Here is a 15221-nt window from a genome sequence, read left to right on the forward strand (position 1 = left end):
AGGGCGCTGAACCTACAGATGGAACACGTTCACCTGTTGCTCCAGGTTCTGCGCCAGTTGCTGCAGGGAGCGGGCCGTCTCGGTGGTTTCCTCCACGGCCTGGCTGTTCTGCTGGGACATCTGCGCGATGCGCTCGACATTGCGCGCCACATCCTGACTGGCGGCGGTCTGCTCCCGCAGGGCCAGGGAGATCTGGTCCACCACCCGCACCACATTGCCGGACGAGGTGCGGATATTGACGATGGCCTCACCGGCCTGCTGGGCCAGTTCGACGCCGTTTTTCACCTGATTGACCCCCACGTCCATGCTGCTCACCGCCTCTCGGGTGCCCAGCTGGATCTTGCCGACCATCTCGGTGATCTCCTGGGTCGAGTTGGCCGTGCGCTGGGCCAGCAGGCGCACCTCATCGGCGACCACGGCAAAGCCGCGACCCTGTTCCCCAGCCCGTGCGGCTTCGATGGCCGCGTTCAGGGCCAGCAGGTTGGTCTGTTCGGCAATGCCTTTGATCACGCTGACAATGCTGGAGATCTGCTCGGCGTGCTGACCCAGTTCACCAATCTGGGTGGCCGAAGCCTGCACAGTCTCGGCGATCAGGCGCATGCTGCCCAGGGTGTCCTGGATCACGCTGCCGCCTTCCTCGGACTGGCGCCCGGACTCGCTGGACAGGGCGTGGGCATCCCCGGCGTTGTCCGCCACATGGTTGATGCTCACGGTCAGTTCTTCCACCGTGGCCGCCATGGAGGAGGCCGAGTGGGACTGCTCCTGGGCCGAAGCCGAGAGCTGCAACGAGGCGCTGGAAATGCTCTGGGAGGCGCTGACCAACTGGTCGGCCCCCTGCTTGATCTGACTGATCATGGTCCGCAGGCGCTCCTGCATGGCGGCGAAGGCCTGCAGCAGGTTGCTCACCTCATCACGGCCGGTGGCGCTGATGCTGCTGTCCAGGCGGCCGGCGGCGATGGCCTTGGCCACGTCCACGGCCTGGCGGATACGGCCCACCAGATTGCTGGACAGCGACCAGGCCACCAGCATGGCCAGCACCGCCGCCAGCAAGCCGCCGCCGATCAGGATCGCCAGGGCCGAGGCCTTGGCGTCGTCCATGGCCTGGCTGCGGGCGTCCTGCAGGCTTTTTTCCGCGTCGCGCAACTCACTGGTGAGCTGGCGCATGGCGTCCATCTTGGCCTTGTCGCGGCCGGCACTGATTTGTGCCGCCATGGCTTCAGCAGGCTGGCTTCCGGCGTTGATCGCCCGGCGCAGGTCCAGGTTGCCCTGGACGTCGTCGCGCAGCCACTGGTCGTGCAGGGCCTTGAGTCGCTCCAGGCGCGCCTGCTGCTCGGGGTTGTCGGAGGTGCTGCTTTTGATCCGGGCGTAATAGTCGGCAAAGGCTTTTTCGCCTTGCTCCAGAGGTTCGAGGAAGCTGTCGCGACCGGTGAGGGCATAACCGCGCATGCCGGTCTCGACATTGATCAGGCTGCGCAGCAGGGCGTCGGACTGGCTCAGGACCTCGTAACTGTGGATGTTGCTTTTGACACTGCTGCTGACCTGATCGAAACCGCGCAGGGCCGCTAGTACCAGCAGCAGGAGGATCAGCAGGACGACGCCGAAACCGGCATAGAGCTTTTGTGAAATGCTCAGATTGGAAAACATAGGAAGGACCGCTCCTAAACCGTTGACTGAATGCTTCACAGGGCTGTGTCTCGACGAGGCAGCGTGATAGCTCAATGATGTTCAAATGACATCAACGGTCCGACTTTTCCTGTACAAAAAAAGTTTCATGTACAGGAAAATATTTTTTGCGGGGCGTGTAGAGGGGCGCATCGAGCGTCGCCCGAAAGGGCGATGCTCGATGTCCGGCAGGGTTCAGCTGGAGTGGGCGTTGCTGTCTTCTTCGGGTTCGACGTTTTCAGGTTGCCCCGGCAACTCGGTGATCACGCTGAAGTCGCTGACTTCCACCGCGCCCAGGCCGTAGCCCAGTAGGTGGAAGGAGAACGCCTTGCGGGTTTCCGGGTTGTCGAAGCTGAAGTCCATCTGCAGCGGCTGGTCGGGGGTTACCAGCATTTCTTCCGGCAGGCCCAGGGGGACGTCCTGTTCCAGTTCCTTGCCCTTGAGCAGGATGTAGGCGTTTTGCTGCGGGTCGGCGGAGCGCACGGTGAAGCGCACCCGGGTCTGGGAACCCTTGGGCATTTCCAGGTACTGGGCGCCGATCAGGTTGTCGGCCCAGTCATCCTTGATCTGCGCCTGTAGCGGGATGATCGCCGGGCTGCCGAACTGATAGTGCTGGTTCAGGGGCGATTGCAGCAGGCTGCGATCCAGATGCGTGGCTCGGGCACTGATCTGCCGGGCCCGCAGGCCGCCGTACTGACCCTGCAGACTGGCGCTGTCGGCGATGAAACCGGGGCTTGAGTAGTAGCGGCAGCGCTGCTGGAAATCACATTCGGTGAAGGTGCCCTGGCCGTCGTGGTAGCGCAGCTTGCCGTTGGTGTAGGACATGATTTCCCGGCCCTGGGCGTAGTCGCGGAACAACGAGCGGCCGCTGAGGCTGGCGGGCACCGGCAGGCCGAAGTAGTCCAGCACCGAGGCGCTGAGGTCGACGTGGCCGTAGGTCCCGGACTTGATATGGGGCAGCAGGTCCTGGTCCGGGGCCAGCATCAGGTTGAAGCCCCAGGACGAGGCCAGACGCACGCCGTCGATGCCGTGGGATTCATCGGAGGTGATGATCACCAGGGTGTCCTTGAGCACGCCCTTGCGTTCCAGCTCCGTGAGGAACTGGTCGATGGCGTCGTCCAGGTAGCCGACCGCCGCCTGCTTGGGCGTCTCGTAGCGCTCCAGGTAGTCATCGGGCGCGGAGTAGGGCTGGTGGGTGCCGACGGTCAGCAGGGTGAGCATCCAGGGCTGCTTTTTCTTCTTCAACTGATCCACGTAGCTCAGGGCGCCTTCGAAGAAGGCCTTGTCGTCCTTGCCCCAGGGGAATTCCAGGTAGTTGTCGTTCTTGAACCACTCCAGGCCATGGGTCGCGTCAAAGCCGATGTGCGGCATGATCTTGTCTTTGGCCATGAAGCGCAGGCCGGCGCCCTGCAGGTAGTGGGTGTTGAAGCCGAACTTGTGCATCTGCGCCGGCAGGCAGGCCTGGTTGCGCTGGTTCTGGGTGAGCATCTCGACGCCCTTGGGGGTGCCGTTGTCGAGCTTGTCGTAGTCGCCGCAGAGCATGGCGTACAGGCCGCGAATGGTCTGGTGGCTGTGCAGCACGTAGTCCGGGGTGTTCATGCCTCGCTCGGCCCAGGCGCTGAGCTTGGGCATCAGGTCTTCCTGATAGTGGCTGTTCAGGGCCTCGCGGTTGGTGCGGATATAGGCCCCGGGAATGCCTTCCAGGGTAATCAGCAGCACGTTACGCGCGCGGCCGGCGCTGGGCAGCAGCGGCTGGCCTTCAAGGTCGAGACGGGTCAGGCCGGCCATGGGCGGCGGCACATCGGCGACATCGCCTTGCAGCCAGTCTTCCAATTGCATCTGCGCCTGGCCGGTGGCGGTGGCCAGGGCCTGGTGGGGCAGGTTGAATAGCTGCCACTGATCGGCTTCGCTGGGTTTGAGGTACTGGGTGGCGCCGTGGGTCAGGAGCAAGCCCAGCGGCAGAATCCAGAGCGTGCGTGGCAGTGTCGGGGTTTTCACTGCGCGACTGCTGCGCTGGACCACCAGCCACAGCACCAGCCCCAGCAGCAGGGTCAGCCCCAGCTCAGGGTGGGTCAGGCCGCCGCCGGTGGAATTGCCGACAAATTGCGGGTCCACCAGGTAATGCAGGTCGGCGAGGTTGGGCATGCGGCCCACCGCGCTCACCAGCTCGGCGCTGACCAGGGTCAGCAGTGCCCACACCAGCAGCACCGGCAGCGCCAGCCACCAGCGGCGGCGGTACAAGAGCAGGGTCAGCAGACTGGCGCTGGCCAGGTCGGACAGGTAACCCAGCGGATTGGACCAGCCCAGGGCCAGGCGCGCGCCCATCGGCACCAGCAACAGCAGGCCGAACAAGGTGCACAGGGGAGCAAGAGGGTGTTGGAGGCAACGACGGATCAACTTCACAAATAACCTGCCTGTCATTAAATCTTCACGCAAATGTGCGCGAGTTTAACAAGAGCTTCAGGTAAGACGTTTCTTATTCATGGGGGGAATTCAGTTTTGGCCGAGTTGAGAATTGGCCCGGATGCTCTTCAGATTGAGCTGAAGGCCAGTACTCAGGCGTCTGACGGCTGTTGTGGACGGGGCTGTCAGTGGCGGGATTTACTATTTCAGAGTGTGAAAAAACCAGCACCGCTGGATCTGCTCCAAGTTGATGGCGCCGCGCTGTTGCAGGTGCGGGCTGGCCAGCGATGGCGCCATTTGGGGCGATGCAAGGTTTGCGGGGTTACTCGCCGCGAATGTATTGCTCCAGCTGGCGGATCAGGTCGGCCTGTTCGGCAATCGCTTCCTTGACCAGGTCGCCAATGGACAGCAGGCCCAGCAGTTGGCCGTTCTCCACCACCGGCAGGTGGCGCAGGTGGCTGTCGGTCATGATGCTCATGCAGGTTTCCACGCTCTGGTGGGAGTCCACGGTGATCACCGGCGAGCTCATGATGGCGCTGACCGGGGTGCCCACCGAGGAGCGCCCGTGGAGCACCAGTTTGCGCGCATAGTCGCGCTCGCTGATGACCCCGACCACTTGACCGTTCTCCATCACCGGCAAGGCGCCGACGTTTTTTTCGGCCATCAGCATCAGCGCTTCCAGGACCATCTGGTGCGGGGCGATGGTGTGCACTTGCTGGTTGTGCTTGGCCTTGAGTTTCAGCAGTTCTGCGACGCTCTTCATGGGGCGCTCCGGTGGTTCTACGTGGGGCGGCGATGCGCCGCCCTGAGGGTTTGTTAAAGAATCGTAGAGACTGGGCCCGTCGGCAAGGCTGAAAACGGCAGATAAACGGCGAAAAACGTCAGCCCGGGGATTATTTTTTTCATCAGCGCCCCGATAAAGGGGTCGTTGCCTTCAGAGGAAGCGCTGCAGAGAGAAACTGCTCAGGTCGATCTCGCTGTGCCCGTCCACGTGCCACTGGGCCAAGGCTTCGCCAATCGCCGCCGAATGCTTGAAACCATGACCGGAGCAGGCACTGACCACGGTGACGTGGGCCAGGTGCGGGTGACGGTCGATGATAAAGCCCGAATCCGGAGTCACGGTGTAGGCGCAGACGCTGGCCTTCACCAGCTCCGGCGCGAGCCCTGCGATATGCGGCGCCACCAGCTCGTGGAACAGGCGCTGGGCGTCGGCGAGGCTGGGCTGGCGGTCGAGGCTGTCCGGCTGGCTGCTGACGCGGTATTGCTCGGTGGCGATCTTCACGCTGCCTTCGCCGGGAATCGGCGGGAAACCGTAGCAGGCGTCGACATCGCCGGCGCTGTGGAGGATGAAGCTCGGCGAGCGGGCCGGGTAGTGCTGGGGCTCATCGAGGCGGAACCAGTACAGCTGCTGGCGACAGACCTGCAGCAGTGTGTCGAAGGGCGCCCCGAGCAACTGCGCCGACCACATGCCGGCGCTGACGATGACTTGCCGGGCCTTGATCGGCGAGCCGGTGCTGATGATCTCCACGCCCTCGGTGTCGGGCTTGAGCTCTAGCACCGTCTGGCCGGTGATCAGGGTCGCGCCCAGTTGCCGGGCCCGGGTCAGTTGCGCGTCGATGCAGCGTTCCGGGCGGACAAAACCACCGCCGGGTTCGAAGTAGCCCCGGGCGCTGTCCGCCAGCGGGGCGAACTGCGGGAAGCGCTGACGAATGTCGGCAGCGTCGAGCACTTCATGCTCGATACCGTAGCGCCGGGCCAGCTCGATGCTGTTGTCGGTGAAGTCCCGGGCATCCGCCGGGCGTTGCGGATCGGTGCTGGCGGTCATCACCAGAACTCCGCATTGCTCGAACAACGGCACATCCAGTTCGGCTTCCAGCTCGCGCCAGATCTGCTGCGAGCGGATCGCCAGGGGCACATAGGCCGCGCCTTCGCCCACCGCCTGGCGGGTGATGCGGGTGTCGCCATGGCTGGAGCCCTGGTCATGGGGCGGGGCGAAGCGGTCGATGCCCGCCACCTTGACCCCGCGCTTGGCCAGTTGATAGAGGGTGGCGGCGCCCATGGCGCCCAGGCCTACGACGACAACATCGAATTCGGGTGTCTGCACGGCAAGATCCTTGGGGGTGAAGGCTCAGCGGTTATTGATGGTGGCCAGGGTCATGGGCGCGATGATCCGGTGGAACGGCGCCACCGGCAGCATGTACAGGCGCCCCAGGCGATTGTGCGGATGGACCACGGTGGACAGCACGATCGGCCGCAGGCCCTCAGCGGTCAGGGGCTGGAGGTTGAGGGACAGGTGCACGTCCAGGTGCTTGTCGCGATCCACCACCAGCACCTCATCGGGGCTCTGCGAGATCAGGGTAAAGATGCCGACCCGGTCGCCGGGCTGGTAATCCTCGTCGGGGCGCGACAGGTCAATGCGGGTCAGGCGTCCCAGGTCCTTGAGGCCGAACCACTGCACCACACGGTTGCGCAGGCCCATCAGGCGGTCGATCCAGGCCGGGGTCTGGCTCATCAGGTTCAGCAGGTGGCGCATGGCGCTGCGTTCGGGGTCGGTCGCCAGGGTGCGACGGCAGTCGACGAAGGTCGCGCCTGGGGCCAGGGCAGCGATGCTGGAGTCATGGGGCAACGGGCAAGCGTGTACTGCGGACTTCATCGGTGCAGCTCCTTGAAAGTTGGCGGCTTTGGCTTCATGCCGATCAGTCACGCCAGAAGTCGCAAAAAAATACCACTTCCTAAGGCGAGGAACTTGCTGTTGTGTAGCGGCCAGTTGCCGCTGGCCGAGGGTTGCCATTGCCAGGTGACAGCGCGCAAGGATTCGGTGGTTTTCCGCACTGCTAGGGCCGGAATCAGCACAAACACGCACGAAGTTGCAAGCAGGTCGAAGGGACCTGTGCCGACCATTGAACGGTGGAGTTCGGTGGCACGCGGACTGAATTCAGCCAACGCATGGCTGCTTGCCACTTAAGCCTGCTGGCGGACCGCGTCTTTTCCCCCCCTGGCGGCCGGCTCGGCGTTCTGTAGCAGCAACTGACCGAACTCCTGGGCTGCCGCCGTCTTTTCGCCGCTGCTCCAGGCCAGCAGGAAGCGCGCTCCGGGCAACCCCGGCAGGCCGTATTCACCATCGACGATGCGCAGGCCCGGGCGCAGGTCGCTGGCCATCTGCACGGTGACTCCGAGACCGGCGAGCACTGCCGTGCGGATGCCTTCCTGGCTTGGCGAGCTGAACGCCACATGCCAACTGGCGGCGCTTTCGCCCAGGGCATCAAGGCCGATCTGCCGATTGACGCAGGGGGCCGGCGCCAGGGCCAGGGGCAGCGAGGCGCCCGGGGCCAGGTCGAAGTGCTCGGCGGCGACCCAGACGAACTGGGCGCTGCGCAGCACGGTGCCGCTGTCACGCCGCCCCGGCTCCGAGAGCACCACAGCCAGGTCCAGTTCCCCGGCCTTGAGCATCTGGCGCAGGTCCAGGTAGGTGCCAACGCTGACGTCCAGGCGCACCTCGGGAAAGGCTCGGGAAAACTCGCAGAGCAGTGGCGGCAGGCGCTCCCCCATAAAGGTCTCGGGCACCCCGAAGCGCACCACGCCACTCAGCCGCGACGGCTGGAAGCGCCGGGCCAGGGCGTCCAGGGAGGCGAGGATCTGTTGCGCGTGCTGCAGCACTTCCTGGCCGTCTTCGGTCAGGCTCAGGCGCCGGGTGGTGCGCAGCAGCAGGGGCCGGCCCAGTTGCTCTTCCAGACGGCGTATCTGATGGCTGACCGCCGACTGGGTCAGGTTCAGGCGCTTGCCAGCACGGGTGAAGCCGGCACATTCATGGACTGCGACCAGGGCCCGCAGCAGGGTGGGATCGATGTTCAAGGCAGACTGTCATTCATGATGGGAATTACTCAATCCTACAAAATCTAATCATTTCCGTCATTGAGTGGCGTTGCCCAGACTTGACCCCTCGGTCGCCCCTGGACGGGTGGCGACACCACTTGCGGACAACCTTCGATGCCTCAACCTTCTTCACGCAACACCCTGGCCCTGGCGGCGGTCTGCCTGGCCGCGCTGATGTTCGGCCTGGAAATCTCCAGCGTGCCGGTGATTCTCCCGGCCTTGGAAGACCGTCTGCAGGGCCGCTTTACCGACCTGCAATGGATCATGAATGCCTACACCATCGCCTGCACCGCGGTGCTGATGGCCACCGGCGCCCTGGCCGATCGCTTTGGCCGCAAGCGGGTATTTGTCCTCAGCATCGTCGCCTTTGGCCTGGCCTCGCTGCTCTGTGGTCTGGCCCAGAACATGACGGCGCTGATCGCCAGTCGGGCCCTTCAAGGCCTGGCCGGGGGCGCGATGCTGATCACCCAGGTGGCGATCCTGTCCCAGCAGTTTCGTCAGGGCCGTGAGCGCAGCCGGGCCTTCGCCGCGTGGGGCGTGGTGTTCGGCATTGGCCTGGGGTTCGGGCCGATCATTGGCGGAGCGATCCTGTCGCTGTCCAGCTGGCCGTGGATTTTCCTGGTGCACGGGCCGCTGGCGCTGCTGACCCTTGGGCTTGCCGTGGCCGGGGTCGAGGAGGCCCGTCAGGCACGGGCCTGCAAGCTCGATAGCGCCGGCATCGTGCTGCTGTCGCTGGCGGTGTTCGGTCTGACCTTTGTGCTGACCCAGGGCCCAACCCTGAGCCGCTTCAGCGCACTGGTCGTGGTGCTTGCGACCCTGGGCTGCTTCGCTGCTTTTATCCGTGCCGAGCGCCGCAGCCGGCAACCGATGTTCGAGCTGGGGGTATTCAGGAACCGCCGGTTTTCCGGGGCGTTGCTGGGTTCCATGGGGATGAATTTCAGCTTCTGGCCGTTCATGATCTACCTGCCTATCTACTTCCACGGCGCCTTGGGCTACGACAGCCTGCACAGCGGACTGGCGCTGCTGGCCTATACCTTGCCGACCCTGATCCTGCCGCCCATGGGCGAACGCCTGGCCCTGCGTTTCGAGGCCGGTTGGGTGATTCCTCTGGGGTTGTCCGGCATCGGCCTGGGCTTTGTGGCGATGTTTGGTGCCAGCCAGTGGGCCTTCAGCAGCGGTGTGTTCATGCTCCCCGGCGCGCTGCTGGCGGGGATCGGTCTGGGCATCTGCAATACGCCGGTGACCAATACCACCACTGGATCGGTGCCCGTCGATCAGGCCGGCATGGCCTCGGGGATCGACATGAGTGCGCGGATGATTTCCCTGGCGCTGAACATTGCCTTGATGGGCTTGATCCTGGTGGCGGGGGTGGGCGCCTACCTGCGGCGTCACCTGAGTGGGGCGCTGGATGCCGGGCAACTGCAGGGTTGGGTGCAGCAGATTGCCTCTGGCAGCGGCTCTTTGGAAGCTTTGCCGTGGCTGGCGGAAGGTACGCCGCAGGCGGCCCTGGTCCATGGCTTTGGCTGGGTCATGCTGTACGGCGGCTTGAGTGTCTGGGGGCTGGCAGTGTTCAGTCTGCTGATATTCGCCCCATGGCAGCAAAAGCCAGCGGAGTCGATCGCGCAGTAGCCGCTGCCGCGCATCAGCGAGGTTGCGAAAAGGGGGCGCAGGCCCCTCTGTTGCCCAAGCCGTTCGCAGCCTGCGGCAGCGGCTACAGGGAACGCAAAAAAGGCGCCCGAAGGCGCCAAGGATTCACCCCAACCGAGGGAGCCGGGTGAAGCCGTTCGCATGGGCATCGCGGTGGTAAGGCGCGACAGGAACGGAAAAAGGGCAGCAGCGCCCGCCTGTTCGGCGGGCGGCTTGGATCAGCGGCTTGGATCATTTACCCAGCTTGATCCTGGTCCAGCCGCGGTTCATCACGCGCTGGATGGCAATCGGCTGATCCGGCACCGCATACAGGGTCGCCAGCACCTCTTGCGGTGGGTAGGACGCCGGGTCGTTGCGGATCGCTTCGTCCACCAGTGGCGTGGCCGCCGCGTTGGCGTTGCTGTAGCCCAGGCTGTTGGTGACCTCGGCAATGATGTCCGCGCGCATCAGGAAGTTCATGAACAGGTAGGCGTTGTCGACGTTGGCGGCGTCCTTGGGGATGGCCATCATGTCGTAGAAGCTGCCGGCGCCTTCCTTGGGAATGCTGAACGCGACCTTCTCCTGGTTGCCGGCCTCTTCGGCGCGGGAGCGGGCCTGCAGCACGTCGCCGGAGTAACCCACGGCCACGCAGATGTTGCCGTTGGCCAGGTCCGAGATGTACTTGGAGGAATGGAAGTAGGTCACCGAAGGCCGGATCTTCATGAACAGCTCCTGGGCTTCGAGGATCTGCGCCTTGTCCTTGCTGGTCACCGGGTAGCCCAGGTAGTGCAGGGCGGCCGGGAGCATCTCGGTGGGCGAGTCGAGGAAACTGATGCCGCAAGCCTTGAGCTTCTCGGCGTTCTCGGGCTTGAACAGCAGGTCCCAGGAGTTGGTCGGGGCGTCAGTGCCCAGGGCTGCCTTGACCTTGTCCGGGTTGTAGCCGATGCCGATCGAGCCCCACATGTAGGGGAAGGCATGGGCGTTGCCCGGGTCGCTGGCGGAGGCGTTTTTCAGCAGTACCGGGTTGAGGTTTTTCCAGTTGGACAGTTTGGACTTGTCCAGTTCCTGGTAGACCCCGGCCTTGATCTGCTTGGCCAGGAAACTGTTGGACGGCACCACGATGTCGTAGCCGGACTTGCCGGTGAGCAGGCGCGCTTCCAGGGTTTCGTTGCTGTCGAAGACGTCGTAGGTGACGTGGATACCGGTTTCGGCCTCGAACTTTTTCAGGGTGTCCGGGGCGATGTAGTCCGACCAGTTGTAAACGCGCAGCACCTTATCGTTGGCTTGAGCGCCGGTCACCATCGCGCCCATCAAGGACAGTGAGAGCAGGGTTTTGGCGAACAGTGTCCTGCCAAGCATTTTCATCACTACAACTCCATTTCTTATTGTGCAGATTGCTGCGTGTGCAAGGTGGATATCAGGGTGGAGGCTTTCGCGAGCAAGCTGGCTCCTACAGGTTTGTGTTGTCTGTAGGAGCCAGCTTGCTGGCGAAGAGGCCGTCAGGCCGTCGCCGGCGCGGGTACAGCAGGTTTTTTCGCCGCCGGTGGCTGCCAGGATTCGTTGGCGGTGAAGTCCATGGCTTCCTGGATCGCCCGCTTGCGGGCGGCTTCGGCGCGACGGCCGAAGTACCAGACCAGGAAGGTCACCAGGGACACCGCCAGCAGGATCAGGCTGGCCACGGCGTTGATCTCGGGCTTGACCCCCAGGCGCACCGCCGAGAACACTTCCATCGGCAAGGTGGTGGAACCCGGGCCGGATACGAAGCTGGCCAGCACCAGGTCATCCAGGGACAGGGCAAAGGACATCATGCCGCCGGCCGCCAGTGACGGCGCGATCATCGGGATGGTGATCAGGAAGAACACCTTGAACGGGCGCGCTCCCAGGTCCATGGCCGCTTCTTCGATGGACAGGTCCAGCTCCCGCAGGCGCGCGGAGACTACCACGGCTACGTAGGCGGCGCAGAATGTGGTGTGGGCAATCCAGATGGTGACGATGCCCCGCTCCATGGGCCAGCCGATCAATTGCGCCATGGCCACGAACAGCAGCAATAGCGACAGGCCGGTGATCACTTCGGGCATCACCAGCGGCGCGGTCACCAGGCCGCCGAACAGGGTGCGGCCCTTGAAGCGGGTGACTCGGGTCAGCACGAAGGCCGCCAGGGTGCCCAGGGCCACCGCCGCTACGGCGGTGTACAGGGCGATTTCCAGGGAGCGCATCACCGAGCCCATCAGTTGCTGGTTGTCCAGCAGGCCGACGTACCACTTGATCGACCAGCCGCCCCACACCGTCACCAGCTTGGAGGCGTTGAACGAGTAGATCACCAGGATCAGCATCGGCAGGTAGATGAACAGCAGGCCCAGCACCAGCATCAGTTTGGAAAATTCGAAGCGTTTCATGCCCGTGCCTCCATCTCTTTGGCCTGGCTGCGGTTGAACAGCAGGATCGGAATAATCAGGATTGCCAGCATCACCACCGCCAGGGCGGAGGCCACCGGCCAGTCACGGTTGTTGAAGAATTCCTGCCACAGCACGCGGCCGATCATCAGGGTTTCCGGGCCGCCCAAGAGTTCTGGAATCACGAACTCGCCGACCACCGGGATGAACACCAGCATGCAACCGGCAATGATGCCGTTCTTGGCCAGGGGCACGGTGATCTTCCAGAAGTTGTTGAAGTTGCTCGAACCCAGGTCGGACGCGGCTTCCAGCAGGCTCTGGTCATGCTTGACCAGGTTGGCGTACAGCGGCAGCACCATGAACGGCAGGTAGGCGTAGACCACGCCGATATACACGGCGATGTTGGTGTTGAGGATTTCCAGCGGCTGGCTGATCAGCCCGGTCCACAGCAGGAAGCTGTTGAGCAGGCCGTTGTTGCTGAGGATGCCCATCCAGGCGTAGACGCGGATCAGGATCGCGGTCCAGGTCGGCATCATGATCAGCAGCAGCAAGACGTTCTGGGTTTCCTTGCTGGCCTTGGAAATGGCGTAGGCCATGGGGAAACCCACCACCAGGCACATCAGGGTGCTCAGCAGCGCCACCTTCAGCGAGCCCAGGTAGGCCGAGAGGTACAGCTCGTCGCCGGCCAGCATGGCGTAGTTGCCCAGGTTCAGCAGCAGCTGGAATTTCTGTTCGGCGTAGCTGTAGATCTCCGAGTAGGGCGGGATTGCCAGGGCCGCTTCCGAGAAGCTGATCTTCATCACCAAAAAGAACGGCAGCATGAAGAACAGGAACAGCCAGAGGAAAGGAATGCCGATCACCAGCTTGCGACCGCTGGGCAGCATGCGGAACAACTTCTGATTGAACGTGCTCATGGTCGAAGTCCTCATGCCCGCAGCACCACGCCGCTGTCGTCTTCCCACCAGACGTAGACTTGGTCGTCCCAGGTTGGCCGCGCGCCACGGCGCTCGGCGTTGGCCATGAACGACTGGACGATCTTGCCGCCAGGCAGCTCGACGTAGAACACCGAGTGGCCGCCCAGGTAGGCGATGTCGTGCACTTTGCCTCTGGACCAGTTGTAGCGGGCGTCGGGCTTGACGGTGGTGACCAGCATCTTTTCCGGGCGGATGGCGTAGGTCACCGACTTGTCCTGCACCGAGGTGCTGACCCCGTGGCCGACGTAGATCTGCTGCTCAAGGTCCGGGCAGTCGATGATGGCGTAGCCTTCCAGGTCTTCGGTGACGGTGCCGTCGAAGGCGTTGACGTTGCCGATGAATTCGCACACCAGGCGGCTCACCGGCGCCTCGTAGATGTCCACCGGGCTGCCGGTCTGGGCGATCCAGCCCAGGTGCATGATGGCGATGCGCTGGGCCATGGTCATGGCTTCTTCCTGGTCGTGGGTCACCATCACGCAGGTCACGCCCACGCGTTCGATGATCTCAACCAGCTCAAGTTGCATCTGCGAACGCAGCTTCTTGTCCAGGGCACCCATGGGTTCGTCCAGCAACAGCAGCTTGGGACGCTTGGCCAGGGAGCGGGCCAGGGCCACCCGCTGGCGCTGGCCACCGGACAGCTGGTGCGGCTTGCGCCGGGCGTACTGGGTCATGTGCACCAGCTTGAGCATTTCCTCGACCCGGGCCTCGATCTCGGCGGCCGGCAGGCGGTCCTGCTTGAGGCCGAAGGCGATGTTCTGGGCCACGGTCATGTGCGGGAACAGGGCGTAGGACTGGAACATCATGTTGATCGGCCGCTCGTAGGGCGGCATGTCGGTGATGTCCACGCCATCCAGCAGGATGCGGCCCTCGGTGGGGCGTTCGAAGCCGGCGAGCATGCGCAGCAGGGTGGATTTGCCGGAGCCGGAACCGCCCAGCAGGGCGAAGATCTCACCCTGGTGGATCTCCAGGGAGACATCGTCCACGGCCACGGTTTCATCGAACTTCTTGGTCACGCGGTCGATCTTGACCAGGACCTTCTGCGGGCTCGGGGTGCCTTCGAGGGCCTTGCGGTAAGTGCTGGAGGCGTTTGCCATGTGAAACTCCCAACAGGTGTCAGCAGCCTGGCCAATTCGGCCGGGCTTAAAGGTTGATTGCCAGCCCGCAGGGGGTGCGGGCTGATTCGGCGCTGCCTTCCTGGCGGCCTGACGCTATTTGTTGTTGTGGTCTTGCCGTTTGCTGCTCACGCCGAACACGGGGCGCGCGCAGGCGCGCTCGCCGTGGGGCAGGGCGTGGTGGATCTTGTTGAATGCCTGGAAGGCCGCCTTGGCGGCCGGGGTTTGCCGGTTAGCGGCGTTGCGCGGCCCGTTGCCGGCAGGCGTCGCCAAAGGCCTGGAAGATTCGCAGGTAGGCCGGGTTCGACAGCACCTGCCATTCCGGGTGCCACTGCACGCCGAAGGCAAAGGCTGTGCTGTGTTCCACCGACAGCGCCTCGATCAGGCCATCCGGGGCCAGGGCCTCGACCCGCAGGCCGGGGGCCAGGCGGTCGACGCCCTGGCTGTGGATCGAGTTGACCTGGATCTCGCCGGCCAGGCCCATGGCCTCGAACACGCCGCCGGGCTGTATCGCCACCGGGTGCGCCGGGGCGTACTGCACTTCGATGCGCGGGTCGTCGGCTTCACGGTGGTCCATGTAGCCCGGCAGTTCATGCACCTTCTGGTGCAGGCTGCCGCCGAAGGCCACGTTCATTTCCTGGAAGCCGCGGCAGATGCCGAGCACTGGCACGCCAGCGGCAATCGCCGCGCGCAGCAGGGGCAGGGTGATGGCATCGCGTTGCGGGTCGTGGGCGGTGCCCGGTTCGCTGGGCGTGCCCTGGTAATGGAAGGGTTCGACATTGGATGGCGAGCCGGTAAACAGCAGCCCGTCCATGTTGTGCAGCAGATCGTCGATATCGATCAGATCCGCCAGGGAAGGAATGATCAGGGGCAGGCCCTCGGCCGCGACGCTGACAGCACGCAAGTACTTGTCGCCGCTGACGTGGTAGGGGTGCAGGCCGATCTCTTTGACGCACGCAGTAACGCCGATCAATGGCTTGAATGCCATTTTTATCACCTCGAAATTCACGCTGGAACGAGTTTTTCCAGAGCTTATCCTCGTTGATTTTAATTAACAACTTCCATGTAAAAAATTCTAAACGTTAATCGCCCGAAACCCGCAGGCGGCGCGGATTGCGCCGGTTATTTGTCTCTAGTGGAGCAAAATAATTGACGAAAAGCCGCTGCTGTTGGCTATT

The 15221-nt window shown here is 63.8% G+C and carries 13 protein-coding genes and 1 pseudogene; 1 reads left to right on the plus strand and 13 read right to left on the minus strand.

Annotation, left to right across the window (positions count from 1 at the left end; genetic code table 11):
* Positions 1 to 12 precede the first annotated feature (12 nt).
* From KHO49_RS31660 to KHO49_RS26105, 8 genes and pseudogenes are all read right to left on the minus strand, one after another.
* Positions 13 to 876: a methyl-accepting chemotaxis protein gene (locus KHO49_RS31660; protein ID WP_375538385.1), complete on the minus strand. Its 864-nt coding sequence runs from the start codon at positions 874 to 876 to the stop codon at positions 13 to 15.
* Positions 868 to 1644 (minus strand): annotated as a pseudogene (locus KHO49_RS31665) (CHASE3 domain-containing protein); the annotation flags it as partial. The pseudogene KHO49_RS31665 and the gene KHO49_RS31660, both read right to left, overlap by 9 nt.
* Before the next feature lie 213 nt (positions 1645 to 1857).
* Positions 1858 to 4083 (minus strand): LTA synthase family protein, encoded by a 2226-nt coding sequence (locus KHO49_RS26080; protein ID WP_213666088.1) that lies wholly within the window; start codon positions 4081 to 4083, stop codon positions 1858 to 1860.
* Between the two features lie 304 nt (positions 4084 to 4387).
* On the minus strand, positions 4388 to 4828 hold the full coding sequence (locus KHO49_RS26085; protein WP_102864196.1) for a CBS domain-containing protein: 441 nt from the start codon (positions 4826 to 4828) through the stop codon (positions 4388 to 4390).
* Between the two features lie 171 nt (positions 4829 to 4999).
* The gene (gene solA / locus KHO49_RS26090) at positions 5000 to 6169 is read right to left on the minus strand and encodes an N-methyl-L-tryptophan oxidase (protein ID WP_213666089.1); all 1170 of its coding nucleotides are present in this window, start codon (positions 6167 to 6169) and stop codon (positions 5000 to 5002) included.
* Between the two features lie 24 nt (positions 6170 to 6193).
* Positions 6194 to 6718: a DUF2867 domain-containing protein gene (locus KHO49_RS26095; protein ID WP_213666090.1), complete on the minus strand. Its 525-nt coding sequence runs from the start codon at positions 6716 to 6718 to the stop codon at positions 6194 to 6196.
* Between the two features lie 47 nt (positions 6719 to 6765).
* Complete coding sequence (locus KHO49_RS26100; protein ID WP_213666091.1) at positions 6766 to 7026, minus strand: hypothetical protein; 261 nt, start codon at positions 7024 to 7026, stop codon at positions 6766 to 6768.
* A complete protein-coding gene (locus KHO49_RS26105; protein ID WP_110595905.1) occupies positions 7027 to 7917 on the minus strand; it encodes a LysR substrate-binding domain-containing protein in 891 nt (296 codons plus the stop codon).
* 135 nt (positions 7918 to 8052) lie between these two features.
* On the opposite strand from KHO49_RS26105, the gene KHO49_RS26110 reads away from it, so the two are divergent.
* Positions 8053 to 9567, plus strand: coding sequence for an MFS transporter (locus tag KHO49_RS26110; RefSeq protein ID WP_213666092.1), 1515 nt, complete (start codon positions 8053 to 8055; stop codon positions 9565 to 9567).
* Between the two features lie 249 nt (positions 9568 to 9816).
* Here the strand turns inward: KHO49_RS26110 and KHO49_RS26115 are convergent, their stop codons facing one another.
* From KHO49_RS26115 to KHO49_RS26135, 5 genes are all read right to left on the minus strand, one after another.
* Entirely contained in the window at positions 9817 to 10929 is a 1113-nt protein-coding gene (locus KHO49_RS26115; protein WP_102879977.1) for a polyamine ABC transporter substrate-binding protein, read from the minus strand.
* A gap of 134 nt (positions 10930 to 11063) precedes the next feature.
* Positions 11064 to 11960, minus strand: coding sequence for an ABC transporter permease subunit (locus tag KHO49_RS26120; RefSeq protein WP_102864200.1), 897 nt, complete (start codon positions 11958 to 11960; stop codon positions 11064 to 11066).
* Positions 11957 to 12838, minus strand: coding sequence for an ABC transporter permease subunit (locus KHO49_RS26125; protein WP_170004810.1), 882 nt, complete (start codon positions 12836 to 12838; stop codon positions 11957 to 11959). The genes KHO49_RS26120 and KHO49_RS26125 overlap by 4 nt, the downstream gene beginning before the upstream one ends.
* Before the next feature lie 44 nt (positions 12839 to 12882).
* Positions 12883 to 14025 (minus strand): polyamine ABC transporter ATP-binding protein, encoded by a 1143-nt coding sequence (gene potA, locus KHO49_RS26130; protein ID WP_110595902.1) that lies wholly within the window; start codon positions 14023 to 14025, stop codon positions 12883 to 12885.
* A 250-nt stretch (positions 14026 to 14275) separates the two neighbouring features.
* Positions 14276 to 15031, minus strand: coding sequence for a gamma-glutamyl-gamma-aminobutyrate hydrolase family protein (locus tag KHO49_RS26135; RefSeq protein ID WP_213666093.1), 756 nt, complete (start codon positions 15029 to 15031; stop codon positions 14276 to 14278).
* Positions 15032 to 15221: the final 190 nt, after the last annotated feature.

Origin of the sequence: Pseudomonas sp. RC4D1 (assembly GCF_018390395.1) — a bacterium.
Taxonomy (GTDB): domain Bacteria; phylum Pseudomonadota; class Gammaproteobacteria; order Pseudomonadales; family Pseudomonadaceae; genus Aquipseudomonas; species Aquipseudomonas danubii.

Excerpts from the sequence above, each read along its gene's own strand:
- KHO49_RS31660 (WP_375538385.1), bottom strand. The coding sequence starts at position 876 with ATGCAGGAGCGCCTGCGGACCATGATCAGTCAGATCAAGCAGGGGGCC.
- KHO49_RS26080 (WP_213666088.1), bottom strand. The coding sequence starts at position 4,083 with ATGACAGGCAGGTTATTTGTGAAGTTGATCCGTCGTTGCCTCCAACAC.
- KHO49_RS26085 (WP_102864196.1), bottom strand. The coding sequence starts at position 4,828 with ATGAAGAGCGTCGCAGAACTGCTGAAACTCAAGGCCAAGCACAACCAG.
- KHO49_RS26095 (WP_213666090.1), bottom strand. The coding sequence starts at position 6,718 with ATGAAGTCCGCAGTACACGCTTGCCCGTTGCCCCATGACTCCAGCATC.
- KHO49_RS26110 (WP_213666092.1), top strand. The coding sequence starts at position 8,053 with ATGCCTCAACCTTCTTCACGCAACACCCTGGCCCTGGCGGCGGTCTGC.
- KHO49_RS26115 (WP_102879977.1), bottom strand. The coding sequence starts at position 10,929 with ATGAAAATGCTTGGCAGGACACTGTTCGCCAAAACCCTGCTCTCACTG.
- KHO49_RS26120 (WP_102864200.1), bottom strand. The coding sequence starts at position 11,960 with ATGAAACGCTTCGAATTTTCCAAACTGATGCTGGTGCTGGGCCTGCTG.
- potA (WP_110595902.1), bottom strand. The coding sequence starts at position 14,025 with ATGGCAAACGCCTCCAGCACTTACCGCAAGGCCCTCGAAGGCACCCCG.
- KHO49_RS26135 (WP_213666093.1), bottom strand. The coding sequence starts at position 15,031 with ATGGCATTCAAGCCATTGATCGGCGTTACTGCGTGCGTCAAAGAGATC.